The sequence below is a fragment of the Pelomonas nitida genome (assembly GCF_043555975.1).
Lineage (GTDB): Bacteria > Pseudomonadota > Gammaproteobacteria > Burkholderiales > Burkholderiaceae_C > Pelomonas > Pelomonas nitida.
On the sequence record NZ_JBIGIA010000017.1, the window covers coordinates 67,361 to 88,929 of the forward strand.

Here is a 21,569-nt window from a genome sequence, read left to right on the forward strand (position 1 = left end):
AAAACCGGAATAACGCCATGCAGGCTGGACGTTTTCGGCCACTCACTGGATGAAGGCGCGGTTTTTCGCACGCGATGGGTTGGTAACTGATGGTGATTTTTGTGTCCCTGGATGCCCACGAGCGGGCCGTCCGTGCCGAGATGAACGCGAGGAAGTTGGGTAGGAGGAGATTGCATGGCGTCGGATCCGGGTGGAGAAATCATTGTTATAAGCACGTAGTTAACTACGTGGTCAAGGAGGCGGCATGCTGTTGTCGGAGTTCGCGAAGGAGACGGGGCTGTCGCCAGAGACGGTCCGCTTCTATGTGGGGAAGGGCTTGCTGAAGCCGCGTCGCGGTGTGCTGGGTGGCAGCAATCCGTATCAGGTGTTCTCGGCCGATGACGTGACCGCGGTGAGGATGATCCAGCTGCAGAAATCGCTGGGCTATTCGTTGAGCGAGATCTCGGCGCTCAACCGCGAGTACCGACAGGGCGCGAAGTCCGCCGCGCGCACGGCACAGGTGCTGCGACACCAGATCGACAAGTTGCAATCGCAGCGCGCAGCACTCGATGCAGCCCTCACGTTCTTGACCGAGAAGCTGGCATGGGTCGAGGCCGGCAAGCCTGGCGATGCGCCCCAGTTTCCGTGCTGAGCCGCGGATGACGGACGACCACTTGCACCGGATCCATTGATCGTCAGGGGTGTTGGCGCCGATCTAAATTTGACCCACCCTGCCGATTGAACTTTGACCCAGGGCTTGGGGCCGGCATCGGCTGACGCCGGCTGTGGACAACTGTAGCGGTGAGCTTGGTCAGCCCGCCTCGTCGCCCTTGTTGCGTCGCTCCTGCTCCCTGGCCTTGATGCGCTTGCGCGTGGCCGCCGTGGCCTGCGTGACGCGGTAGCTCTCGTTGCCGGTCTCCACGATGTGGCAGTGGTGCGTGAGCCGGTCCAAGAGCGCCGTGGTCATCTTGGCATCGCCGAAGACGCTGCTCCACTCGGCGAAGTCCAGGTTGGTCGTGATGACGACGCTGGTGTGCTCGTAGAGCTTGGACATCAGATGGAAGAGCAAGGCGCCGCCGGCCTGGCTGAACGGCAGGTAGCCCAGCTCGTCGAGGATCACCAGGTCCAGCCGCAGCAGGCTGGCCGCGATGCGCCCCGCCTTACCCTCGGCCTTCTCCCGCTCCAGCGCGTTGACCAGGTCCACGGTGCTGTAGAACCGCACCCGTTTGCCGTGCGCGCCGATGCCCGCCACGCCGATGGCCGTGGCCAGGTGGGTCTTGCCCGTGCCCGGGCCGCCCACCAGCACGACGTTGTGCGCCGCAGCCGTGAATTCGCATGTGGCCAGTTGCGTGACCAGCTTGCGGTCAACCGGCGAGGCCTCGAAGTCGAAGCGGGCCAGGTCGCGGTGCACCGGGAACCGGGCAGCGCTCATCTGGTGCTGCACCGAGCGCGTCGCGCGGTCGCTGGCCTCGGCCTGCAGCATGTGTTCCAGCAACCAGCGCGAACGCTCGACTTCGGCGTTGTGCTGCTCGCCGAGCTCGGCCCAGGTGGCGGCCATGCCGTGCAGGCGCAGCGCCTTCAGCTCTGCAATGACGTCAGCCATGGTCGGCCTCCTGCTCGACATGCTGCCCTGCCTCTTGCTTGGCCAGCTTGCGCAGTCGGTCGTACAGACCCGGGTCGGCCTGCACGGGCGTGCTCGTGCTCAGCAGGGTGTCGACGTTGGGCGGTCGCGCGGGGGCGGTCAGCCGTGCCAGCACGTTGGCCACGTGCTCCGGGCTGACGCGCCCGCTGGGGCCGGCGCGCTCCAGCGCCAGCTCGACCGCTACCAGCACCTCATCCAACCCGGACGTCGCACACAGCGCCAGCACTTGCGCCATCAGCCGGTCACCGCCCGCATGGCGCAGCAAGGCCTGACGCAGCTTGGCCAGTGGCTCGGGCAGGTCCACGAACGGAGCGCCGTTGCGCAGCGCACCGGGCTTCCTTTGCACCAGCGGCACGTAGTGCTGCCAGTCGTAGGCGGTGTGGCCTTTGCCGCCGAGCCGCGCGTGCTCGGCCACCACATGCCCATCGGCCACGATGACCACGCGCTGCGGGTACAGCCGCGTGCTGACCGTCTGCCGGGCCAACTCGCACGGCACCGAGTAGCGGTTGCGCGCCACGGTGACCAGGCAGGTGCTGCTCACGCGCGAGACGTCCTGCACGTAACCATCGAAGTCCACGGGCTTGGGCATCAGGTGGCTGCGCTCCAGTTCCAGCATCTCCGCCACGCTGAAGGCCTTGTGCTCGGGGTGGCGCAGCTCCGCCCACAGCGCCTTGCAGCGCTCGCCCAGCCAGGCGTTGAGTTCCTCCAAGGACCCGAAGCGCTGCTCGCGCGCCGCCAGCCAGATGCGACGCCGGCTGTCCTGCACGTTCTTCTCGACGACGCCCTTCTCCCAGCCCGAGGCGACGTTGCAGAAGTCCGGGTCGAAGAGGTAGTGCGCGCACAGCGCGGCGAAGCGGTCGTTGACGTCGCGCTTCTTGCCGCGGCCGACACGGTCCACCGCCGTCTTCATGTTGTCGTAAATGCCTCGGCGCGCCACGCCGCCCAGGGCTGCGAAGCTGCGCGTGTGCGCGTCGAACAGCATCTCGTGGCCCTGGCTCGCGTAGGCCACCAGCCAGAACGCGCGGCTGGCGCACAGCTTCGTGTGCGCCACCTGCAGCCGCTGGTACACGCCGCCGATGACCAGCGGCTCCTCACTCCAGTCGAACTGGAAGGCCTCGCCGAGTTCGAAGCTCAGCGGCACGTAGGCGTCGCCCGTCGCGGCACTGCCCTGGGCCAATCTCCAGGCGCGGATGTAGTCGGTCAGCCGGCTGTAGCCGCCGCCATAGCCCGCGGCCTTCAACTGCTCCAGCAGTGCCTTGACGCTGCGCCGCTCCTTCTTCGGTCGGCGGGCATCGGCGCGCAGCCATTGCTGCAGTTGCTCGACGTACGGCGCCAGCTTGGTCGGCACCGCCGGCCGCCGGTACTGGGGCGCTTCCGCCGTGCCCAGCCGCAGGTACTTGCGCACCGTGTTCCGCGCCAGGCTGGTCGCCTTGACGATCTCCCGCACCGACTTCTTCTCGCGGTGGTGCATCCGCAAGACCTTGCCAATCATCACCATGGTGATCACTCCTCAAACCCCCGCCCAGCTGTGGATATCTCGGGCAGGGTAGGTCGAACACCTGGGTCAAATTTCGGTCGGCAGGGCCCTCACGGGTGGGTCAAATTTCAGTCGTCGTCAACACGGTCCGGCACTCAAGGAACTTCGACATTTTGGCGGCGTACGTGTGTCGAAGTTCATTGAGTTCTGAACTTCATAGCGCTCCGGGTCGCCGCTAACCGCCGAACGCCTTCAGGAACTGCTTGAGGCGTTTCCGACCGTCGCTGTTCGTGCCGCGGTAGGTCTTGAGGGCGAGCGTCAGGAACTGCTGCTCGCCCGCCGACAACCCCGCAGGCTCCCGCTCTTCATCCAGCCAGCCGGCCTCCTTGCCGCAGTGCTGCTCAATCTGGCGCGCCAGCTTGTCACCGATCGGCCGGGACCCGCTCTTGGCCATCGACCACGTGGCGCCGCTCACCTCGACCCGAGCGGCCCAGGCCGCCTCCAACCCCTTGGGCGGGTCGCCCGCCGTGATGCGTTCTTCGGCGAAAGCCTGGAAGAGCGAGAGGGCGTTGAGTCGGCGGAAGGTCGAGATGCTGGACACGGCATGTGTTGTGAAAACACTTCACATTGATTCTAGGTGCTCGCATTGGGTTGACGGTTGTGTGAACACTCTTCACAATCCACTCATTCGTTGATTCAACCCCCAACCCATTCGGTCTCATCATGTTCCGCCTAACCCTCGTCACCAACGCCAAGCGCCCCTTCTCGGGCGACATGGCCTTGTGCGTCGCTGCGGGTCGACATGAGGCCGCGCTGGCACTGAGCCAGCCGCGCCATTACCGATACGAGGGTGATGCAACACCACCGGGGAAAGCTCCAGCCCACTGAAGCTTTCAACCTCCAGGGATCTCGCGATCCTCAGAAGCCCGGTCTCCCGCAGGAACCGGGCTTTTTGTTTGGCTCCTGCTGTTCAGTCGACTTATCTCCATGAGCGCCGACGGGCGCTGGCAAGGGATGAGTCGTACCCGATGCCATCTCGGGTGTGCCCGTGCACAAGCACTGGCCAGCCTGGTGTGCATGTGTGCCCCAGCACGTTCTGCAGACGGAGCCGGCATGCAGCGATTCAGCCGAGCTCACCTCGCCAGGATCGCGTGCGGACACAGCCGAGATGACATCGCCTCGTTAGCTCAGTGGAGAAGAGCGCCGGCCTACGAAGCCGGAGGTCGGAGGTTCGAACCCTTCACGAGGCGCCAGACACAGCGGAGCTCGACTTCGCATCACGGACGCTTGGCAGAGTTGGTCGATTGCGCCTGGCTGTAAACCAGGTCCTCATGGCACGGTGGTTCGAATCCATCAGCGTCCACCAAGAAATCGGGCTACTAGACCCAGAAGCCTGTTGTCGAGCTCACGCTTCGACAGGCGCAAACCGGCCGCAACGATTGGGCGGCGTCGGAACCCGTCACCGACAACCATTCAGAGCCTTGACGGATGACCCGTGTGTGGCGCAACAGGGAGCGCTGCTGTTTCTGCGAAGAGGGTTGCAGGTTCGAATCCTGCCGCACGGGCCAGTACGGAAGTAGCCGCGATCGCTCAGTTGGAAGCCCGTTGGCGGCGCCAGTTTGAAGATGAAGTGTGTTTGGGGTTGACCGTCGCCTAGTGGCCTAAGGCTCAAGGTCGTGACCCTTACATCACCGGTTCGAATCCGGTCGGTCAACCCCAAGCGCATTCGCACCCCTCGTGGCGGAAATGGTAGACGCAACGGTCTCAGAAGCCGTGGCCGCAAGGCATGCCCGTTCGACCCGGGCCGAGGGGACCAACACAGCCAGGAGAACACCATGAAGAACCAGAACAACCACAGCTTTCGAGGTCATGAGCAAGCGTCGCAAGGGTTTCCCGTCTGAGACGCAGGTCAAGCGCGTGACCGCATCGTCGGTGGCCACAAGGAATTGCTCGAGAAGCTCGGCCGCAACGACCCTTGCCCCTGCGGCTCCGGGAGGACGTTTCAAGCGCTGCTGCCTGAACAGCGGCTGTTTTGATGGCGTGAACCGTCATCACTACCGGCGCTGATCCCGCGCCGACATGGACACCAGGTGGGGTGCAGCTCGATGGGAAGAGCCGCGGACATTGAGTCCGCGGTTGCAGGTTCGAACCCTGCCGCCTCTGCCAGACAAAGTGAACCGTGCCCGCCACAGAAAGGAGGACGCCATGCACGACGTATTGCAATTGGACATCACCGGCCTCCCGCAGGCCTGGATCTCGGTCGAGCAGGCGGCGGTGCACGTCGCCACAAGCTCCGTGGCCTGGTCGCTAGGCGACGAGCCGCTGGCCGTCCTGCGTGGTGGCATGAACATCGCGACGGGCCAGCAGTCCGTGCTCGAAGTACCGGCCATCCTCGCGCTGCGCGGCAACTCGCGGCTGAACCTCTTCGACATCACGCCGTGCTTCAGCAAGGGCAAGGTGCTGCGGCGCGACCGGCAGACCTGCGCGTACTGCGGCAGCCTGCACGATGTACGAGACTTGACTGTCGACCACATCCTGCCGGCTTCGCGCGGTGGCCCGCTGAGCTGGATGAACACGGTGGCCGCCTGCCGCGCGTGCAACGCGCTCAAGGCCGACCGCACGCCGGAGGAAGCACACATGCCGCTGCTGTTCACACCCTACGTGCCCAGCCGCTTCGAGGACTTCCTGCTCAAGGGCCGGCGCATCCGGGCGGACGTGCATGAATGGCTGGCCGCACGGTTGCCCAAGGAATCGCGCCTGAGCTGACCCAGACCGGTCCGCTGCGGTACAGAATCGCGCGTCGCGTTGCTCCAGAGCCCTTCATGCCTCAGTTGCTCCTCATCGTCGAACCCCTCGGCCAGCGTGCCGAGCGGGGCGTGGTTGCCGGCGAAGCCACCTACCGCCGCATGCTGGATTTCGCGGCCGAGCTGCAGGCCGAGGGCCTGCTGCTGGGCGTGAACTCGCTGGGCTCGGCCGCCCGCCGCGTCTCGCGGCGCGATGGGCAAGCGCAGGTGCTGGACGGCCCGTTTGCCGAGGCCAAGGAGATGGTGGGCGGCTACTTCCTGCTCGACACCGAGGACCCGGCCGTCGCCCTGGCCTGGGCCGAACGCTGCCCGGCCGCGGAATGGGCAACGGTGGAGATTCGCGGCGTGGGGCCTTGCTACACCTGAGCGCGCTCCCCTCCGCTGGCCGGCTGACTTGGTAGTTACCCAGGGGCTGTCGAAACCCCAGCGCATGGATCGTCGTGGACATGCAGGCAGCCGACGCGCTGCTTCCCACGCAGGAGAGGTCCCACATGCGATTCATGATCCAGGTCCGCGCTACCGCCGTCAGTGAGCGGGGCGAGCCGCCCGGCCCCGAGTACACGCCATTGTTCGAGGCCATGGGTGCGTTCCACAACGAAATGGCGCGCGCGGGCGTGCTGCTGGACGGTGCAGGCCTGCGCCCCAGCCGTGATGGCTGGCGCCAGCGCTACGCCGCCGATGGCAGCCGGGAGGTCGTCGACGGGCCCTTCGCCGAGACCAAGGAACTCATCGCCGGCTACACGCTGATCCAGGTGCGCTCGCAGGAAGAGGCGCAGGCCTGGGCCAGCCGTTTCCCCATGCCCTTCGTCGGCATTCCCTGCGAGATTGAGGTGCGCCGCCTGTACGAGGACGCGGACTTCGCGCCCGGCGGCGACATGGCCTTGCGCACCAACTGAGCGGAGGCGTCATGAGCATCCTTTCCTACTTCTTCATCGCGCTGGGCCTCGCCCTGCTGGCCTTGCTGGGCTATGCCGCCACACGGCCTGACGAGTTCAGCGTCGAGCGCCGGCTGCGCGTGGCCGCGCCGGCCGCCACACTGTGGCCGCTGGTCAGCGAGCTGCGGCCCTTCAGCCGCTGGAACCCTTACGAGCGCAAGGACCCGCTGATGAAAGGCGCCTACAGCGGCGCCGAGCGCGGCGTGGGTTCGCGCTACGACTGGGACAGCCAGGTGGTGGGGGCCGGCAGCCTGGAGATCGTCGACCAGCAGCCGGGCCAGGCGGTGCGGCTGAAGCTGGACTTCATCAAGCCCTTCGAGGCGCACAACGTGGCCGAGTTCGCGTTGCAGCCGCTGGCTGATGGCGCCACCGAGGTGCGCTGGCGCATGCACGGCCCGGCCACCTTCCTGAGCAAGCTGATGGGCGTGTTCATCGACATGGACCAGATGGTGGGCCGCGACTTCGAGGCCGGCCTGCAGAACCTGCGCGAGCTGGCCGAAGGCGGCGCGGGAGCGGCGCCATGAAAGACCTTCAGTTCGGCATCGACATCGCCGCGCCCGTCGCGCGCGTGTGGGACTGCATGTTCGACGACACCGCCTACCGCGACTGGACGCGCGCGTTCGCCGAAGGCTCGTACTTCGAGGGGCGCTGGGAAGCGGGCCAGCGCCTGCGCTTCCTGGACGCCGCCGGCTTCGGCATGGAAGCCATCGTGGACGAGCGCCGGCCGCTCGAACGGCTTTCGCTGCGGCTGGTGGGCGAGATCCAGCAGGGTCGGCCGGTGGCCAGCAGCCCGCTGCACGCCCAGCCGGCGCGCGAGCGCTATGAGTTCAGCGCCAATGCCGGCGGCGGCACGCGGCTGGCCGTCCACCTGCAGAGCTGGAACGACGGCTTCCATGCCTTCCTCAACGACAGCTGGCCCCGCGCGCTGCAGCGCCTGAAGGCGCTGGCCGAGTCTTCTCACTGAAAGGAACTGACATGCAGATCAAGGTGACCAGCGTGATGGTCGACGACCAGGAGAAGGCGCTGGCCTTCTACACGGGCAAGCTCGGCTTCCAGAAGATGGCCGACATCCAGATGGGCCCCAGCTACCGCTGGCTGACGGTGGTGTCGCCGGAGGGCATCGACGGCGTCGAGCTGTCGCTGGACCCGATGATGATGGAGGCGTCACGCATCTACCAGAAGGCCTTGTACGACGCCGGCGTTCCGCTCAATGCCTTCGTCACGACCGACGTCGAGGCCGAGGCGCGCAAGCTGCGCGAACGCGGCGTCGTCGTGCGTGGCGAGCCGGTGGACATGGGGCCCATCAAGGCCGTCATGTTCGAGGACGGCTGTGGCAACCTGATCCATCTCGTCCAACCCCTGTGAGGCCGATGAGCATGCACCAGCAGATCTACGTCAACCTGCCCGTCAAGGACCTGGCCGCCAGCCGCGCCTTCTTCGAGGCGGTGGGCTACCGCTTCAACCCGCAGTTCACCAACGACAAGGGCGCCGGCATGGAGCTGGGCGACAACCTGTACGCCATGCTGCTGGCCCAGGATTTCGCACGCACCTTCACCGGCAAGGAGTTCCCCGACCCGAAGCGCGCCACCACCGGTTGGGTGTGCCTGAGCTGCGACAGCCGCGAACAGGTGGACGCACTGGTGGCCAAGGCCCGCGCCGCAGGTGGCCACGTGCCCGGCGAACCGCAAGACCATGGCTTCATGTACGGGCATGGCTTCGAGGACCTGGACGGCCACCACTGGGAGCTGGTCCACATGTCCGGCATGCCGCAGGCATGATGCCCCTCGTCCAGCCGCGCCGCGTTGAGCCGCACGCCCATCGCCATGACGGGCCGGCTTGGGAGCGGCCCCGCGCTCGGCCCGTGTGTTGGGCTCACCGGGTCAGGGCGTCGTGAGCCATGCCGACATCGCCGCCGGCGTCTGGCGCATCGAACGCAGCCGCCTCGTCGGCGCCGCCGCCAAGCTGCTGCGCGACCTCGACGACGCCGAGGACTGCGCGCAGGACGCGCTCATGGCGGCGCTGGACGTCTGGCCGCGCGACGGCCAGCCCGCCAACCCCGCCGCCTGGCTGATGACCGTCACGCGCAACAAGGCCCTGGACCGGCTGCGCCGCCGCGCCATGCTGGAGCGCGAGCACGAGCACCTGGCGGCCGACGACGAGGCGGCCGGCGCGCATGTCGTGCCGGATTTCGTCGACCACCTGGACGCCGCGCGCGACCAGGCCGAGATCGGCGACGAGCTGCTGCGGCTGATCTTCATCGCCTGCCACCCGGTGCTGCCGCGCGAGGCCCAGGTGGCGCTGACGCTGCGTCTGCTGGGCGGGCTGGAGACGGCCGAGATCGCCCGCGCGCACCTCTTGCCCGAGGCCACGGTGGCGCAGCGCATCGTGCGTGCGAAGAAGGCGCTGGCGGGCCAGGCCTTCGAGCTGCCCGGCGCGGCCGAGCGCGGCGAGCGGCTGGGGGCCGTGCTGGCGGTCGTCTACCTCATCTTCAACGAGGGCCACAGCGCCGGCAGCGGCGCTGCGCTGCTGCGGCCCGCGCTGTGCGACGAGGCGCTGCGCCTGGCCCGCCAGCTGCAGCACCTGCTGCCGGGCGACGCCGAGGTGCACGGGCTGGCTGCGCTGCTGGAGATCCAGGCCTCGCGCCTGCCCGCGCGGCTGGATGCGCAGGGCCGCCCGGTGCTGCTGCCCGACCAGGACCGCAGCCGCTGGGACCGCCTGCTGATCCAGCGCGGGCTCGCGGCGCTGGCGCGCGCGCTGGCGCTGGGCGAGCCGGGCCCCTACACGCTGCAGGCCAGCATCGCCGCCTGCCATGCGCGGGCCGCCCGCGCGGAAGACACCGACTGGCCGGCCATCGTGGCCGGCTACGACCGGCTGCTCGCGCTGAACCCGTCACCCGTCATCGCGCTGAACCGGGCGGTCGCCATCAGCCACGCGCGCGGGCCCGCAGCCGCGCTGCCGCTGCTGCAGGCCCTGGCGGCCGAGCCGCAGCTCGAACGCTATCCCTTCCTGGCCGGTGCGCTGGGCGATGTGCTGGAGCGCCTGGGCCGCGTGACGGAGGCGCGCGACGCCTACCTGTGCGCGGCCGAGCTCACCGACAACGACGTGCAGCGCACGCTGCTGATGGCGCGGGCCACGCGCCTGGCCAGTTGATCCACGTTTTTGCCGGAGACGCACGATGAATGTTCCCGACCGGGCGGTGCAGGAAGTCCGGGCCACGCACGCCGCCTGGATCGCTGCCGTCAACGCGGGCGAACTGGCGCAGCTGATGAGCCTGATGAGCGATGACGTCGTGCTGATCAATCCCGATCAGCCGCCCGTCGGTCGCGAGGGCTTCCCGGCCCTGTTCACCGGCGCGCACCGCCAGTTCGAGCTGCATTGCAGCAGTGAGCCGCTGAGCATCACCGTCGCCGGCGACGTGGCCTACACCTGTGCCCGCGACGAGCTGCGGCTGACACCGCGCACCGGCGGCGCGAGCGTCCAGCTGGCCGGCCACCGGCTCACCGTCTACCGCCGCGACGCGGATGGCCGGTGGCGCCTGGCCCGCGACGCGCACACGCTGGCGCCGGTGCCCGACTGACGCGCGGCGGCGGCCCGCCGGCGGCGTGGGAAGATGCCCCGCTGCCCGATGTCCAAGCTGCCCGCCGATCCCGTCTCCCCCGCTGCCGATGCCATGACGTCCTGGGCCGGCCACACGGCCCGCTCGCGCGGTTTTTTCCAGGTGCTGGTGGCGCTGACCGCCGCGGGCGTGGCCACCTTCGCGCAGTTGTACGCGCCGCAAGGCGTGCTGCCGCGCATCGCCGAGAGCCTGCATGTGCGCGCCGATCAGGCGGCGCTGATGATCTCGGTGGCCACGATCGGCCTGGCGGTGGGCGTGCTGCCGTGGTCCTGGCTGTCCGACCGTTTCGGCCGGACCTGGGCCATGAAGGCGTCACTCGTGCTGGCCACGCTGCTGGGGCTGGCCAGCACGGCGGCCCCCAGCCTCGAGCTCATCCTGCTGCTGCGCGCACTGCAAGGCCTGGCGCTGGGCGGCCTGCCGGCGGCCGCCATCACCTACCTCAACGAGGAGGTGCATCCGCACAGCACCCCGATGGCTGCGGCCATGTATGTCTCCGGCACCACGCTGGGCGGCCTGCTGGGCCGCGTGGTGGCGGTGCCCGTGGCCGACGCCTGGGGCTGGCGGACCGCCCTGCTGTGCGTGACGCTGATCGCGGCCGTGGGCACGGCGGTGTTCGTCGTCATGGTGCCCCCCGCCCGCGGCTACAGGCGGGGTGGGGCGCATCACCTGCCCGTGCTGCGCGCGGTGGCCGCCTCCCTGCGCCGGCCCGACCTGCTGGTGCTGTTCCTGCAGGGCTTTTTGCTGATGGGCGGGCTGGTCACCATCTACAACTACATGACCTTCCACCTGGAGGGGCCGCCATTCCTGCTGGCACCCCGGGTGGTGGCGCTGCTGCTGTTCTCGTACCTGGCCGGCACGGGGTCGGCCAGCCTGGCGGGTTGGCTGGCCAGGCGGCTGGGGCGGTTGAAGGTGCTGTGCGGTGCCATCGCCCTGCAGATGACGGGCGGTGCGCTGCTGTTGAGCCTGCACACGGCCGTGTTCATCGTCGGCCTGGTGCTGTTCACGGCCGGCTTCTTCGCGGCGCACGCCATCGCCGCAGGCTGGGTGGGCTACCGGGCCACGGTGGGGCGCTCGCAGGCGGCGTCGCTGTACAACCTGTTCTATTACGCCGGCTCCAGCTGCTTCGGCTGGGCCTGCGGGCTGGTCTATGTGTTTGCCGGCTGGCCGGCCACGGTGGCCACCGTGCTGGCGATGGCGGCGCTGGCGGGCGGGCTGGCGGTGTGGCAGCTCAAGGGCGAGCGCTGACGCCGCTCGCTCACGCGAGCTTGCGGTCTTCGCTCTTGGCGTCTTCCATCGCTTCGGGCTCCAGCTCCTCGGCGGCGCGGTTCATGCGGATGAACACGCCCCAGCCCACCAGCAGCAGGCCCACCGACGCCACCAGCGCCGCGGCCCGCAGCAGCCCGGCTTCGTCGGCGTGGGCGCTGCGGAACGTGGCCACCAGGCTTTCGATGGCCAGCGCCACGACGATGACGACCAGGAAGCGCGAGAGGAAGCGCCGCACGCGCGTCGGCCCGCTGACGTGGGCATCGCGCACCACCTCTTCCTCGAGGATGGTCTGCGCGATCTGGAGCGCCACCACGGCGGCGGCCAGCACGCCCATGGCCTCGATGATGTGCTGGGCCGCCGTGCGGTCCAGGTCGACGCCCAGCGCCATGAAGCCCAGCCGGCAGGCGATGCCCAGCAGCACCAGGGCCGCCAGCGCGAAGAGCACGGCGGTCAGCGCGTGGACGGCAGAGAGGGCTCGCAGCAGTGATTTCATGCTGCGATGGTGATGGGCGCGTGGGGCGTGCGTCGTCAGCGCGCATGCCGCATGGCCGTCGGGCGCGGCCGACGCCGTCAGCGCCGCAGCAGCGCCTTGGCCGCGTCGACACGCAGCGCCAGCGGCGCCGTCTCGTCGTTCAACACGCGCTGCAGGAACTGGCGCGGGTCCACGTCAGCCGTCGCCTCGGCGGGCCGGCCCGTCGGCGCTTCGGCCGGTTGCACAGCCGCCACGGGTTCGGCAACGGGCGGCAGGCGCCGCAACGCGGCATCGAAGGCCGCCGGCTTGGTGCTCTGCAGCCCGGCGAGCAGGTCGGCCTGCCCCTCGGCGCCGGGCGCGATGTCCAGCCATGGCGAGTCGACGAACACGGGCGCCAGGTCGGGCGCGACGAAGGCGGACCACTGCTCCAGGCCCGGCTGCTGCGCCGGCACGACGGGAAGCGGGCTGGCCACGCCGCCCGTCGACGGTGTCGTGCGCAGCCGCGTGGGCGCGATGCCGGGCAGGTAGTGCGCGCACAGCCGCGCGAGAAACGACGCGGCCTCGGCCGGCGACACGGGCTGCTGCAGCGAGAACCACAGCTGCATGCCGTCGAGGCCCGACACGGCGATGGCCGGTGCGGGCAGCTGCAGGTCGGCCTGCACGCCGCGCCACACGCGGCCCAGCGCCTCCCAGTCGGCGGGCTGCCCGAGTTCCAGCACCAGGGCGCGCACGCCCGCGCTGCCGGCGGCGCCCGGCACGGGCAGGGGGTAGAGGCGTTGCAGTTCGGCGTCGAGTCGGGTCATGGGCATGCGGGGCGGAGGGAGAGATCGCGGCTCAAGCCTGCCAGACACCGTAGCCGGCCTCGCGCAGGCCGATGGCCAGCTCCACTTCCATGTCGCGGGCGGCGTCGTAGGGCATGGGGTTGTAGACCTCGTAGAGCTCGGGGACTAGCCGCACGCCGTACTTCAGCACGAAGCGGTTCGCCTGGACGCCGGCCATGTGGCGGTCAAAGCGCAGATCGGGGTCCAGCCCCGTCATGCCGACGTAGAGGCAGGGCTTGGTGATGTCGTGGTCGGGGTTGGCCCGGCGGAAGGCGGGCTCGTTCCAGACCTGCGGCGACAGCAGCACGACGTAGACGTGGTGATGGTCCGCGCGTGGCCGCCGCGCCATGGGCTATGGATGCGCGTCCACCCGCAGCACGGGGTAGAGGTTGAGGCGGTCGTCCCAGCTCGGGTGGCGGCGGTGGAAGAAGGCCAGCCGCTGCTCCGCGCTGGCGGCAAAGGCCGGGTCGTCGCGCAGCCGGGCCTGGAACTCGGCGGCCAGCGCCGGGCTGGCGGCCAGTTGCTCGCGGGCCACCTGCTCGGCGACATAGGGCTCCATGTATTCCTTCTGCTCGAAGGCGGCGTCGAAGCGGCCCCAGGCGGCCAGCGCATCGGGCGCGTCCGGCTCCAGCAGGTTCATGACGAGCCGGGCCAGCGGCTGGGCCAGCGGCACGAAGAGGCTGCCGGCGGGCACGCTGCGGGTTTCGGGCGCCCAGGCGCCCGTGAGGTCCACCCGCGGGCGGCCCTCGATGCTCGCGGCACTGCGCTTCACGGCCGTCGCGCGGAAGGCCTGCACGGCCAGCGCGCTGCGGCCCTCGGCCAGGCGCTCGAAGCGGATGCCGTGCTGCGCCAGCTTCTCGCCCACCCAGCCGGCGTGTTCGGCCGGCACCAGGTAGCCGGCGCGCGGCGCCGGGCGGATGCGGTCGGGCACGATGCGGTCGCGCAGCGGCAGCTGCCACACGTCGGGGCGGGTCTCGTCATAGCGCGTCATCAGCGCGCCGGAGATGTCGCTGGGCGTGCGCGTGTAGGCGTAGCCGAGGAAGTCGATCGTGCGCGCGTCGTCCAGCGTGCGCCAGGCCAGCGGCAGCTCGGTCAGGCGGGCGGCGCGGGCATCGGCCTCGCGGGCCAGCGCCAGCCAGGCGCGGCCGTGCGTGGCGACGAGCGCCAGCACGGCGTCCACCGTCTGGCGCGTCTGGCGCACGCGGTAGGGGTAGGGGCGCCAGGAATGCGTCTCCACCAGCATGCCCAGCCGGTTGCGCAGCACGAAGTAGCCCGTGGAGAAGCGCGGCGGCGACACGCTGTCGCGGAAGCCGCTGGCCGGGTTGTCCATCTCGACGAAGGACGGGTAGAACGGCAGCGGCAGGCCGCCCTGGGCGCGCAGCCGCTCGATGACGCCGTCACGCCAGGCCCGGCCGGCGTCGCGCAGCGCCTCGTCGCCCGACTGCACCGGCTCCACCATGACGGCGATGTCGTGCTGGAACTGCGCGCCGTCGGTGGTGTGCAGGTCCACCGCCACCAGCGGGTCCCAGGCGTTCACCAAGGCCAGCATGGCCTGCATCTCGGGCGCGTCGGCCTTGGCGTAGTCGCGGTTGAGATTGAGGTTCTGGGCGGTGGTGCGCCAGCCCATCTGCTCGGGCCCGCGCTGGTTGGGTCGGTTCCAGGCGCCGAAGCGCTCGTGGCCGTCGACGTTGAACACCGGCACGAACACCAGCACCTGGTGACGCAGCGCGCCGGGCCGCGCGAGCTGCTCGCGCAGCGCGAGGAAGCCGGCGTCCTTGCCCTCGATCTCGCCGGCATGGATGCCACCCTGGATGAGCGTGACCGGCAGCCCGGCGCGGTGCGCGGCCTCGGGCGTCAGCGCGCCGGACTGGCTGGCCACCAGCGCCCACATCGGGCGGCCCTGCGGCGTGCGGCCGAAAGGCGTGCAGCGCACCTCGCGCGGGTGTGCGCGGGCGAACTCGTGGCAGAGGCGGTCGACCTCCTCGTAGCGGCCCGTCTGCGTGAAACCGCTGCGTTCGGCGTGGGTGGCGAGTGCCGCCGGGGCGGCCTGCGCGCCGGCCACCACGGCCAGCAACACGGCGGGCGCCAGCGCCAGCGCCAGGGCGAGGCGGCGCATCAGCGTTCCGCCGCGTTTTCGCGCAGCATGCGCTGCATCAGCGTGAAGAAGCGGTCGTAGAACTCGCCGGCCGGGATGGTCTCGGAGGCCACCTTCACCAACGAGTCTTCGGTGGAGGACAGCGGCACCGAGATGGACCCCAGCGCGCTGACCCCGAGGCTGGCGGCCTGCGGGTTCTTCTTCAGCACATAGCGGTCCTGCTGGGCGCTGACATAGGCTGTGGCGATCTGCTGTGCCGGGCCGTCGCCCACGCAGACGACGTTGAAGGCGATCTCCACATGCGCCTCGCCACCGGGCTGGAAGTGCTTGCTGCCGCGCACGACACCGCTCTCGGCCCTGCTGATCACGTAGCCCTGGCTCAGCAGCGCGCGGCGCGCGGCCTCGCACGTGGTGGCCACGTCGGCGTCGAACAGGCGCGAGAAGGTCTCTTCGGCGCTGAAGCTCTCGCGTTGGTAAACCTTGCCCGCCGCCTTCTCGGCCGAGGACGCGGGCATCGAGCCGCAGCCGGCCAGCAGTGAACCGAGCAGCAGGATCAGGAACGGGGAACGGAGGCGGTGCATGTCGGGATTATTCCGTCGTCGGAGGGCGGCTAGACGCGTGCCGTCGGTTGCTGGCCGGCAAACACCGGCGCGGGACCCGCTTCAACGCGGGGTGTTCGCCGTGCGATGACAGGTTTTGTGCGCCTGCCGCGTGAGCCTGCGCTCACTTGTGGCTCGGCGCCGCCGAAGGTGGCGCAAGCGGCACCCACAATGGTGGCATGCCGCCGAGCCCGCCAAGCTTGCTCTCACCTGCGCTGCTCACGCTGCGGGCCGCGCCTGCCACGCTGCGGCGGCTGCTGCTGACCGACTTCCTCGTTCTGCTGGCCGAGCTGGGGCTGGCGGTGGCGCTGCCCTGGTGGATCAACAGCCATGGCGGTGCGCCGGCGCTGGCCACGTTCAGCGTGGCGCTGGCGCTGGCCGGCTTCGTCATCGCCCCGGCCGTGGCGCCGTTCGGCGACCGCGTCTGCAAGAGCCGCCAGATCCGCGCCGGGCTGCTGGGCCTGGGTGTGCTGACCTGGGGGCTGGCGGCGCTGGCAGGGGCGGGCGTCTTCAGCCTCGCGGCCTTGATCGCGCTGGCCGTGCTGCAGGCCCTGGCGGCGGCCATCGTCGACCCCGCACGCGACGCCGTGCTGGCCGAGCTCGTGCCGCCCGCGCAGTTGCCGCAGGCCTTGCAGCTGCGCAAGACGGCCCATGCGCTGGCCGGGCTGCTGGGGCCCGTGCTGGCGGGCGCGGCGCTGGGGGTGGCCGGCGTCCCCGGGGCCTTGTGCGCCTGCGGCGGCTTGCTGGCGGCTGCACTGCTGGCGGCCTGGCGGCTGCCGGGCACGGTGGCGGCAGCGACGCCGGCCGGCTTCTCGCGCTGGTGGCGGGAGTTGCGCGCCGGCATGGCGGCCAAGTGGCAGCTGCCGATGGAGCGCGGCTGGACGGTCGTGAACTTCGTCGTCTGGATCTTCCAGGGCCCGGCGGTGGGCCTGCTGATCCCGATCAAGGTGCAGTCCCTCGGGCTGGCCGGCCCATGGCTGGGTTTCAGCCTGGGGGCGCTGTCGCTCGGTGTGCTGCTGGGCAGCCTGTTCGGCTCGCAGGCGCTGGTGCAGCGGTTCGGGCGGTACCGGGTGCGTGTCGGGCTCGGCTGCCTCGAAGGCGTGGCGCTGGCGCTCGTCGGCCTGGCCGCATCGCCGTGGCTGCTGGTGGCCGGGCTGGTGGCCGCCGGGTTCTGCAACGCGTCGATGAGCCTGGTGGGCGCCACCCACCGCGCGCTGGCCATCCCGCGCGAGTACCGGGTGCGGATGTTCGCCGCCGGCGCAATGGCCACGAAGGTATCCGGCGCCATCGGGCCGGCGCTGGTGGGCGCGGCGCTCGTGCACTTTGACGTGAGCCGCGTCTACACCGCCTGGGGTGTGGCGATGGCCGTCAGCGTGCTGGGTTTCCTGGCCGTGCCACGCCTGAAGGAATTCCTGTCGCTGGGCCACGACGAGGTGGCCGACTGGTACCGCAGGCAGTACCCGGCGGTGTTCATGACCTCGCCTAATGGCCGGCCTTCATAACAACGTGGCGTTCTTCAATTTGAGGCCTGACACCCAATATCGCTCACCCACCAAGTTCGGCTGAATTTGGCATCGCTTGCCGGGTGCCTACACGCCTGCGCGCTTGCGCCTTGATTGCCGCTGGCCAGGGGCTCACGCACCACCAAGTTCACTGATTCGCTGGACTAGCATCACCGCCATGCTCAAACTTTTGATTGCCGTGATCGCCGTCCTGGGCCTGGCCTGGGCCCTCAACCCCAAGCCCGAAGCCCACCGCGACAAGCTCAGCCAGGCCATGGCCGAGCGCAGCCAACTCGCTTCGGTGCTCCACATCGGCGACGTCGCCGCCTTTGTGTCGACGTATCACAGCGTCGGCATCGCCTCGTACAGCACGCTCAACGACAGGGTGGTCACCTACGGCGCCTTCGGCGTGGTGCTGGCGCCCGACCAGCGTTGAGGCTGAAGGGATGCAGGGCGGCCGCTGGGCATTCAGGGGGTTCAGTACGGGAGGGAGGGGTTTAAATTTGAGACCTGACCCCGAATTTCTTCGCGCCCGGCGGCCCATGCCTTGGCTGCCGTGCGCGGGCAGTTCTCACCGGTTTCGAGGGAATCCTGGCTGGCATCATCCGGGCCTCGCCGAAGCGGGCTCGGCTCGACGAGAGCTTGTAGCGGTGCGCCGCTTTCTGCATCAATTTAATGACCGTCCACACCCTGTCCGCCGGAAAAATTTTCCATGTGCAACAACGCTCTATGGCGAATCATGCGAGCCTGGTTAAGCAGCAGGCGGCGGAGTTCTGCGGCACGGGCTGCCGAATAAACCAATAGTTAGGCATCATGTCCAAAGCTATGCGCGTGTTCTGCTTGCTTTCAGCCATCGCGCTGATTGCAGGCTCGATCTGGCTATACACCGTTGATCAGAAGAACGGCTCATTCTTGGCGGCCTGCTTCGTCTATCCGATGGGGTGCATTGTTCTTGTGGGCGAGGCCTTCGGTCCGCTAGTCAAGGAGCTACCAAAGCGCCCCTACATGGGTGAGTCTCGGGCAACCCTGGCGCAACGAGGACTCGAAGACTTGCGGAAGCTGACCCCAAACTCAAAGTGGCTTGCAAACTACTCTGCAGTCAAGGCAGGCCTGCTTCTCGGATTCGTTGTCTGGGTGATCGTGCTGGCACTTCTGTATGCAAAGTAGCTTCTGTCGTCTTTGCGCTGCGGGTTGCGGTAGGTGCCGCCTAACCCTTCGCTGCAGCCGACCGCCTTCGGCGGCGGCTGAGCTTGCACGTTAGGCGTCACATGGCCGACTTCTCCGCAGTCCTACAGGCATTCAAGTCTGCGCTGTGCAAGCAGGTAGACGTCGGCGGACTCTTTGCTAGAAGCGCCATCGCATACAAGTGGAAGGCGCCCTGGCGAGCGCTACTGCTGCGAGAGGCTGTAGCTTGGCGACTGCAGGATCTTCTCGAACAGTCGCTTGAGCTCTCACGAATGGGCCATGTACTTGGAGCACGAATATTGCTTCGATCAGCATTCGAAACACTGGCTATGCTGATCTACCTGAACAGGTCCATGCGCGGCGTTGTGGCCGGCAGCCTGGACTTTCACATCTTCTCGGAGAAGACATCGAGACTTCTCCTCGGCTCAAGAGACAAGACAACAACCACAGAGTCAATCAGCATCCTCACGGTCCTCGATGGGGCAAACAAGCGATACCCTGGCCTCTCAGACTGGTATGCCGCATTGTCCGAGAGCGCTCACCCCAACTATGAGGGAATGCTTGTCGCGTACTCGACTGCCGACACCCAGAACCACGTCACTACTTTCAAGAACAGATGGAGCGAGATGCACGGAAAAGGCCATGAAGCCGCGCTGAATGCGTGCTTTGAAGTCTTCCTGCATGAGTACGACGATGAGTCTTCGTCTGCTCTTGAGGCACTAGAGACATGGGTCGAGCAGAATGACTCGAAGCTTGAGGCAACCAAACCGCCTGCGAAGTGACGCCCAACCAATCCGTCAAGGGGGCGCCCCGCAAGCGCGCCGCCCCTTGCGTCGAACGATGACCCCAAGCGAACTATCCACTCGGCGCAAGCGCGCCATAGCCGTATTTGTGGGCCTCGCGGTCGTGGGCGTGCTGCTGAACACATTCGCACCTGAACGGTCGAGCGCCAAGAGCCTGGGCCAAGCCTTCATGATCGCTTGGCTACCGGGCGTCGCTTGGTTCGTGGTTTGGTTCGCGAAGAAGCGCGCCCCGGTCTTGACTCAGCCGCCGGGATTCAGCTCAGAAACGGCGCTCTCCGCTCACCTCACGGCCATCGCCAACCTTGGTGCAGATGCCGAGGCCGCTCTTCGCGAGGCCCATCCTAAGGCGCTCAATGTTGTCTTGCTGCTAGGCACAGAAGGCTTCACCGCCCGCATCTGGCCTGTGGACGGAGATCGCGCCACGCCAAACACGGTTCGCGTACAGATCCTCAGGCCCGAGTTGGTCTTGTCTCGCCTGCCGCCTGGCGCGTCCGCCAGGGTTCTTCTAGGCAGCTCGGTGAGCGGGGAGCTGAGGATCCTGGCGCTCGCAGAGGCCTAACAGAGCGCAGCGCACGGAAAAGACGCTGGCACATTGCAACGCGGCTCCCTCGGCTCAATACAAATCCCGCGCCGCCAGCCTCACCTCGTGAAGCAGCTGCCGGGCGCCCGGCGCCATCAGGTGGCCTTCGCGGGTGATGATGCCGAAGGCGTCCATGTGGCAGGGCAGTTCGATCGGTAGGATGCCCAGCACCTTCAGCGACGCGTAGTAGCGCGCCACTTCCACCGGCATCACGTGCAGGGAGTCGGTCTGCTGCAGCAGCGCGGTGATCAGCAGCAGCGCCGTCGTGTCCACGCAGTTGGATGGCGGCTCCAGCGCGGCGCGGCGGAACATCAGCTCCCAGCGGTGCCGCAGCACGCTGCCTTGCGGCGGCAGGATCCAGGGCTGGTCGGCCAGGTCGGCGAGCTTCAGGTTGTCGGCTTTCAGCAGCGGGTGGCCCAGCCGCGCAACGGCGCAGGCCGGCTCCACGCTGAGCTCCTCGTAGTGCAGGCCGCCCGCGTTTTCCTCTTCGAGGATGCGGCCGATCATGAAGTCCAGCTTGCCCCGCTGCAGCATGTCCAGCAGCAGCTTGCTGGCCTCCATGTGCACGCCGATGCGCAGCTGCGGGGCCTGCTGCTTGATGCGTGAGATGGCGCGCGGCAGCAGGCCCATGGCCGGCGTCATGATGACGCCCACCTCCACCCGGCCGCTCAGGCCGTGCTTCAGCGCGACGATGTCTTCATGGGCGGCTGACAGCGACGTCAGCGCCATGCGCGCATGGCGGATCATGGTTTCGCCGTACAGCGTGGGGGCCATGCCGCGTGGGTGGCGCTCGAAGAGCCGCACGTCCAGCATGTCCTCCAGGTCCTTGAGCTGCTTGGACGCGGCGGGCTGCGTCATGCACAGCACCTCGGCGGCGCGGTGGATGTTGCGCTCGTCGTCCAGCGCGATGAGCAGCAGCAGCTGGCGCGTTTTCAGCCGTGCACGCAGAAACCAGTTGGGGTTGGGGCTGGCGTCGGTCAACGCGCCGGGTGTCGTGCTGTCATCGTCGTCCATCGGCATGCGCATCAAGCCAGATTCACCCGGCCATCGTTGGCCAGCACGCTGTTGATGTCGTCGCCGGTCTCGTCCAGCTGCACCAGCGTGGCCTGGCGGGCGCCCAGCGGGTCGCGGGCCTGCAGCGCGGTCAGGATGGCCTTGTGGCGCGGCAGCGAGAGTTCGTGCGTGTTGGGCAGCTGGCTCGACAGCGTGATGGACTCGCGCAGCGCCAGCGACAGCATGTTGCCGATGTAGGCCAGCAGGTCGTTGCCGGTGGCCTCGGCGATGCGGCGGTGGAAGGCGAGGTCGGGCTCCAGCAGCTCGGCCGTCGTGCGGGCCGCGGCCATGCCCTCGTAGGCCTGGGCGATGCCGGCGAGCTGCTCGTCCGTCGCGGCGCGGGCAGCCAGCGCGGCGGCGGCGGGCTCGAAGACCTGGCGCACCTCCAGCAAGGTCTGCACGAAGTCGCGCGGCGGCCGGGCCTGGATGAGCCAGTACAGCACGTCAGGGTCCAGCAAGTGCCACTCGTTGCGCGGCCGCACGATGGCGCCGGCGCGCTGGCGCGACACCACCAGCCCCTTGGCGACGAGCACGCGCACCGCCTCGCGCAGCACGGGGCGGCTGATCTCGTAGCGCTCCAGCAGCTGGGCCTCGGGGGGCAGCTTGTCGCCGGGCTGCAGGTCGCCGCCGACGATGGCCAGGCCCAGTTCGCCGACGATGCGGCCGTGCTGGCTCTTGCCCTCGGGCTGGGCGCTGTAGGTGGCGTGATCCGCGCGGGTCTTCATCGGCGCCGGGCTGGC

Annotated in this window: 28 protein-coding genes and 5 tRNA genes; 23 read left to right on the forward strand and 10 right to left on the reverse strand. The window is 68.7% G+C overall.

Annotation, left to right across the window (positions count from 1 at the left end):
• Positions 1 to 244: 244 nt before the first annotated feature.
• Positions 245 to 631, forward strand: coding sequence for a MerR family transcriptional regulator (locus tag ACG00X_RS19465; protein ID WP_394490583.1), 387 nt, complete (start codon positions 245 to 247; stop codon positions 629 to 631).
• A 159-nt stretch (positions 632 to 790) separates the two neighbouring features.
• Here the strand turns inward: ACG00X_RS19465 and istB are convergent, their stop codons facing one another.
• From istB to ACG00X_RS19480, 3 genes are all read right to left on the reverse strand, one after another.
• Positions 791 to 1,582: an IS21-like element helper ATPase IstB gene (gene istB / locus ACG00X_RS19470; protein ID WP_394490586.1), complete on the reverse strand. Its 792-nt coding sequence runs from the start codon at positions 1,580 to 1,582 to the stop codon at positions 791 to 793.
• Positions 1,575 to 3,119 carry an IS21 family transposase gene (gene istA / locus ACG00X_RS19475; RefSeq protein ID WP_394490588.1) on the reverse strand — a complete coding sequence of 515 codons (1,545 nt, stop codon included), beginning with the start codon at positions 3,117 to 3,119 and terminating at the stop codon, positions 1,575 to 1,577. The genes istB and istA overlap by 8 nt, the downstream gene beginning before the upstream one ends.
• 214 nt (positions 3,120 to 3,333) lie before the next feature.
• Positions 3,334 to 3,699 (reverse strand): hypothetical protein, encoded by a 366-nt coding sequence (locus ACG00X_RS19480; RefSeq protein WP_394490590.1) that lies wholly within the window; start codon positions 3,697 to 3,699, stop codon positions 3,334 to 3,336.
• Positions 3,700 to 3,821: 122 nt separating this feature from the next.
• On the opposite strand from ACG00X_RS19480, the gene ACG00X_RS19485 reads away from it, so the two are divergent.
• From ACG00X_RS19485 to ACG00X_RS19565, 17 genes are all read left to right on the forward strand, one after another.
• Positions 3,822 to 3,986 carry a hypothetical protein gene (locus ACG00X_RS19485; RefSeq protein WP_394490592.1) on the forward strand — a complete coding sequence of 55 codons (165 nt, stop codon included), beginning with the start codon at positions 3,822 to 3,824 and terminating at the stop codon, positions 3,984 to 3,986.
• Between the two features lie 288 nt (positions 3,987 to 4,274).
• A tRNA-Arg gene (locus ACG00X_RS19490) sits at positions 4,275 to 4,351 on the forward strand.
• A gap of 28 nt (positions 4,352 to 4,379) precedes the next feature.
• Positions 4,380 to 4,464 (forward strand) — tRNA-Tyr (locus ACG00X_RS19495).
• A 127-nt stretch (positions 4,465 to 4,591) separates the two neighbouring features.
• Positions 4,592 to 4,666: transfer RNA gene (locus tag ACG00X_RS19500), tRNA-Ala, on the forward strand.
• A gap of 73 nt (positions 4,667 to 4,739) precedes the next feature.
• A tRNA-His gene (locus ACG00X_RS19505) sits at positions 4,740 to 4,817 on the forward strand.
• A 12-nt stretch (positions 4,818 to 4,829) separates the two neighbouring features.
• Positions 4,830 to 4,914, forward strand: a tRNA-Leu gene (locus ACG00X_RS19510).
• Between the two features lie 130 nt (positions 4,915 to 5,044).
• Positions 5,045 to 5,134 carry an SEC-C metal-binding domain-containing protein gene (locus tag ACG00X_RS19515; protein WP_394490594.1) on the forward strand — a complete coding sequence of 30 codons (90 nt, stop codon included), beginning with the start codon at positions 5,045 to 5,047 and terminating at the stop codon, positions 5,132 to 5,134.
• A gap of 169 nt (positions 5,135 to 5,303) precedes the next feature.
• A complete protein-coding gene (locus ACG00X_RS19520) occupies positions 5,304 to 5,864 on the forward strand; it encodes an HNH endonuclease (protein WP_394490596.1) in 561 nt (186 codons plus the stop codon).
• Between the two features lie 56 nt (positions 5,865 to 5,920).
• The gene (locus ACG00X_RS19525; protein WP_394490598.1) at positions 5,921 to 6,268 is read left to right on the forward strand and encodes a YciI family protein; all 348 of its coding nucleotides are present in this window, start codon (positions 5,921 to 5,923) and stop codon (positions 6,266 to 6,268) included.
• A 125-nt stretch (positions 6,269 to 6,393) separates the two neighbouring features.
• Entirely contained in the window at positions 6,394 to 6,798 is a 405-nt protein-coding gene (locus tag ACG00X_RS19530; RefSeq protein ID WP_394490600.1) for a YciI family protein, read from the forward strand.
• Between the two features lie 11 nt (positions 6,799 to 6,809).
• The gene (locus ACG00X_RS19535) at positions 6,810 to 7,361 is read left to right on the forward strand and encodes an SRPBCC family protein (RefSeq protein WP_394490602.1); all 552 of its coding nucleotides are present in this window, start codon (positions 6,810 to 6,812) and stop codon (positions 7,359 to 7,361) included.
• A complete protein-coding gene (locus ACG00X_RS19540; RefSeq protein WP_394490604.1) occupies positions 7,358 to 7,801 on the forward strand; it encodes an SRPBCC domain-containing protein in 444 nt (147 codons plus the stop codon). Before ACG00X_RS19535 ends, ACG00X_RS19540 begins: the two co-directional genes overlap by 4 nt.
• 11 nt (positions 7,802 to 7,812) lie before the next feature.
• Positions 7,813 to 8,202 carry a VOC family protein gene (locus ACG00X_RS19545; RefSeq protein ID WP_394490606.1) on the forward strand — a complete coding sequence of 130 codons (390 nt, stop codon included), beginning with the start codon at positions 7,813 to 7,815 and terminating at the stop codon, positions 8,200 to 8,202.
• 11 nt (positions 8,203 to 8,213) lie between these two features.
• Entirely contained in the window at positions 8,214 to 8,615 is a 402-nt protein-coding gene (locus ACG00X_RS19550) for a VOC family protein (RefSeq protein ID WP_394490671.1), read from the forward strand.
• A gap of 112 nt (positions 8,616 to 8,727) precedes the next feature.
• On the forward strand, positions 8,728 to 9,987 hold the full coding sequence (locus tag ACG00X_RS19555; protein WP_394490608.1) for an RNA polymerase sigma factor: 1,260 nt from the start codon (positions 8,728 to 8,730) through the stop codon (positions 9,985 to 9,987).
• A 25-nt stretch (positions 9,988 to 10,012) separates the two neighbouring features.
• Entirely contained in the window at positions 10,013 to 10,414 is a 402-nt protein-coding gene (locus ACG00X_RS19560; protein ID WP_394490610.1) for a YybH family protein, read from the forward strand.
• A gap of 48 nt (positions 10,415 to 10,462) precedes the next feature.
• Positions 10,463 to 11,698, forward strand: a complete 1,236-nt coding sequence (locus ACG00X_RS19565; protein WP_394490613.1) for an MFS transporter — start codon at positions 10,463 to 10,465, stop codon at positions 11,696 to 11,698.
• Positions 11,699 to 11,708: 10 nt separating this feature from the next.
• On the opposite strand, the gene ACG00X_RS19570 is transcribed toward ACG00X_RS19565, so the two are convergent.
• The 5 genes from ACG00X_RS19570 to ACG00X_RS19590 form a co-directional block, all read right to left on the reverse strand.
• Entirely contained in the window at positions 11,709 to 12,212 is a 504-nt protein-coding gene (locus ACG00X_RS19570) for a hypothetical protein (protein ID WP_394490615.1), read from the reverse strand.
• Between the two features lie 77 nt (positions 12,213 to 12,289).
• A complete protein-coding gene (locus ACG00X_RS19575; protein WP_394490617.1) occupies positions 12,290 to 13,000 on the reverse strand; it encodes a hypothetical protein in 711 nt (236 codons plus the stop codon).
• Positions 13,001 to 13,025: 25 nt separating this feature from the next.
• Complete coding sequence (locus tag ACG00X_RS19580) at positions 13,026 to 13,361, reverse strand: hypothetical protein (protein ID WP_394490619.1); 336 nt, start codon at positions 13,359 to 13,361, stop codon at positions 13,026 to 13,028.
• A 3-nt stretch (positions 13,362 to 13,364) separates the two neighbouring features.
• Complete coding sequence (locus tag ACG00X_RS19585; RefSeq protein ID WP_394490621.1) at positions 13,365 to 15,128, reverse strand: M14 family metallopeptidase; 1,764 nt, start codon at positions 15,126 to 15,128, stop codon at positions 13,365 to 13,367.
• The gene (locus ACG00X_RS19590; RefSeq protein WP_394490623.1) at positions 15,128 to 15,688 is read right to left on the reverse strand and encodes a DUF2242 domain-containing protein; all 561 of its coding nucleotides are present in this window, start codon (positions 15,686 to 15,688) and stop codon (positions 15,128 to 15,130) included. The genes ACG00X_RS19585 and ACG00X_RS19590 overlap by 1 nt, the downstream gene beginning before the upstream one ends.
• A gap of 218 nt (positions 15,689 to 15,906) precedes the next feature.
• On the opposite strand from ACG00X_RS19590, the gene ACG00X_RS19595 reads away from it, so the two are divergent.
• The 5 genes from ACG00X_RS19595 (at position 15,907) to ACG00X_RS19615 (ending at position 19,755) form a co-directional block, all read left to right on the forward strand.
• The gene (locus tag ACG00X_RS19595) at positions 15,907 to 17,208 is read left to right on the forward strand and encodes an MFS transporter (protein ID WP_394490625.1); all 1,302 of its coding nucleotides are present in this window, start codon (positions 15,907 to 15,909) and stop codon (positions 17,206 to 17,208) included.
• Between the two features lie 178 nt (positions 17,209 to 17,386).
• Positions 17,387 to 17,644 (forward strand): hypothetical protein, encoded by a 258-nt coding sequence (locus ACG00X_RS19600; protein ID WP_394490627.1) that lies wholly within the window; start codon positions 17,387 to 17,389, stop codon positions 17,642 to 17,644.
• A 377-nt stretch (positions 17,645 to 18,021) separates the two neighbouring features.
• Positions 18,022 to 18,375, forward strand: a complete 354-nt coding sequence (locus tag ACG00X_RS19605) for a hypothetical protein (protein WP_394490629.1) — start codon at positions 18,022 to 18,024, stop codon at positions 18,373 to 18,375.
• A 101-nt stretch (positions 18,376 to 18,476) separates the two neighbouring features.
• Entirely contained in the window at positions 18,477 to 19,175 is a 699-nt protein-coding gene (locus tag ACG00X_RS19610) for a hypothetical protein (protein WP_394490631.1), read from the forward strand.
• A 58-nt stretch (positions 19,176 to 19,233) separates the two neighbouring features.
• Positions 19,234 to 19,755, forward strand: a complete 522-nt coding sequence (locus ACG00X_RS19615; protein WP_394490633.1) for a hypothetical protein — start codon at positions 19,234 to 19,236, stop codon at positions 19,753 to 19,755.
• A gap of 54 nt (positions 19,756 to 19,809) precedes the next feature.
• On the opposite strand, the gene ACG00X_RS19620 is transcribed toward ACG00X_RS19615, so the two are convergent.
• Positions 19,810 to 20,790: a LysR family transcriptional regulator gene (locus tag ACG00X_RS19620; RefSeq protein WP_394490635.1), complete on the reverse strand. Its 981-nt coding sequence runs from the start codon at positions 20,788 to 20,790 to the stop codon at positions 19,810 to 19,812.
• Positions 20,791 to 20,801: 11 nt separating this feature from the next.
• Positions 20,802 to 21,554, reverse strand: coding sequence for a FadR/GntR family transcriptional regulator (locus ACG00X_RS19625; protein ID WP_394490637.1), 753 nt, complete (start codon positions 21,552 to 21,554; stop codon positions 20,802 to 20,804).
• Positions 21,555 to 21,569: the final 15 nt, after the last annotated feature.

Bases quoted from the DNA above. Each gene is read 5' to 3' on its own strand.
- istB (WP_394490586.1), bottom strand. From the start codon at position 1,582: ATGGCTGACGTCATTGCAGAGCTGAAGGCGCTGCGCCTGCACGGCATG.
- ACG00X_RS19605 (WP_394490629.1), top strand. From the start codon at position 18,022: ATGTCCAAAGCTATGCGCGTGTTCTGCTTGCTTTCAGCCATCGCGCTG.
- ACG00X_RS19545 (WP_394490606.1), top strand. From the start codon at position 7,813: ATGCAGATCAAGGTGACCAGCGTGATGGTCGACGACCAGGAGAAGGCG.
- ACG00X_RS19600 (WP_394490627.1), top strand. From the start codon at position 17,387: ATGCTCAAACTTTTGATTGCCGTGATCGCCGTCCTGGGCCTGGCCTGG.
- ACG00X_RS19610 (WP_394490631.1), top strand. From the start codon at position 18,477: ATGGCCGACTTCTCCGCAGTCCTACAGGCATTCAAGTCTGCGCTGTGC.
- ACG00X_RS19620 (WP_394490635.1), bottom strand. From the start codon at position 20,790: ATGGACGACGATGACAGCACGACACCCGGCGCGTTGACCGACGCCAGC.
- istA (WP_394490588.1), bottom strand. From the start codon at position 3,119: ATGGTGATGATTGGCAAGGTCTTGCGGATGCACCACCGCGAGAAGAAG.
- ACG00X_RS19520 (WP_394490596.1), top strand. From the start codon at position 5,304: ATGCACGACGTATTGCAATTGGACATCACCGGCCTCCCGCAGGCCTGG.
- ACG00X_RS19525 (WP_394490598.1), top strand. From the start codon at position 5,921: ATGCCTCAGTTGCTCCTCATCGTCGAACCCCTCGGCCAGCGTGCCGAG.
- ACG00X_RS19465 (WP_394490583.1), top strand. From the start codon at position 245: ATGCTGTTGTCGGAGTTCGCGAAGGAGACGGGGCTGTCGCCAGAGACG.
- ACG00X_RS19615 (WP_394490633.1), top strand. From the start codon at position 19,234: ATGACCCCAAGCGAACTATCCACTCGGCGCAAGCGCGCCATAGCCGTA.
- ACG00X_RS19585 (WP_394490621.1), bottom strand. From the start codon at position 15,128: ATGCGCCGCCTCGCCCTGGCGCTGGCGCTGGCGCCCGCCGTGTTGCTG.
- ACG00X_RS19530 (WP_394490600.1), top strand. From the start codon at position 6,394: ATGCGATTCATGATCCAGGTCCGCGCTACCGCCGTCAGTGAGCGGGGC.
- ACG00X_RS19540 (WP_394490604.1), top strand. From the start codon at position 7,358: ATGAAAGACCTTCAGTTCGGCATCGACATCGCCGCGCCCGTCGCGCGC.
- ACG00X_RS19625 (WP_394490637.1), bottom strand. From the start codon at position 21,554: ATGAAGACCCGCGCGGATCACGCCACCTACAGCGCCCAGCCCGAGGGC.
- ACG00X_RS19575 (WP_394490617.1), bottom strand. From the start codon at position 13,000: ATGCCCATGACCCGACTCGACGCCGAACTGCAACGCCTCTACCCCCTG.
- ACG00X_RS19550 (WP_394490671.1), top strand. From the start codon at position 8,214: ATGCACCAGCAGATCTACGTCAACCTGCCCGTCAAGGACCTGGCCGCC.
- ACG00X_RS19565 (WP_394490613.1), top strand. From the start codon at position 10,463: ATGTCCAAGCTGCCCGCCGATCCCGTCTCCCCCGCTGCCGATGCCATG.
- ACG00X_RS19580 (WP_394490619.1), bottom strand. From the start codon at position 13,361: ATGGCGCGGCGGCCACGCGCGGACCATCACCACGTCTACGTCGTGCTG.
- ACG00X_RS19560 (WP_394490610.1), top strand. From the start codon at position 10,013: ATGAATGTTCCCGACCGGGCGGTGCAGGAAGTCCGGGCCACGCACGCC.
- ACG00X_RS19590 (WP_394490623.1), bottom strand. From the start codon at position 15,688: ATGCACCGCCTCCGTTCCCCGTTCCTGATCCTGCTGCTCGGTTCACTG.
- ACG00X_RS19535 (WP_394490602.1), top strand. From the start codon at position 6,810: ATGAGCATCCTTTCCTACTTCTTCATCGCGCTGGGCCTCGCCCTGCTG.
- ACG00X_RS19485 (WP_394490592.1), top strand. From the start codon at position 3,822: ATGTTCCGCCTAACCCTCGTCACCAACGCCAAGCGCCCCTTCTCGGGC.
- ACG00X_RS19570 (WP_394490615.1), bottom strand. From the start codon at position 12,212: ATGAAATCACTGCTGCGAGCCCTCTCTGCCGTCCACGCGCTGACCGCC.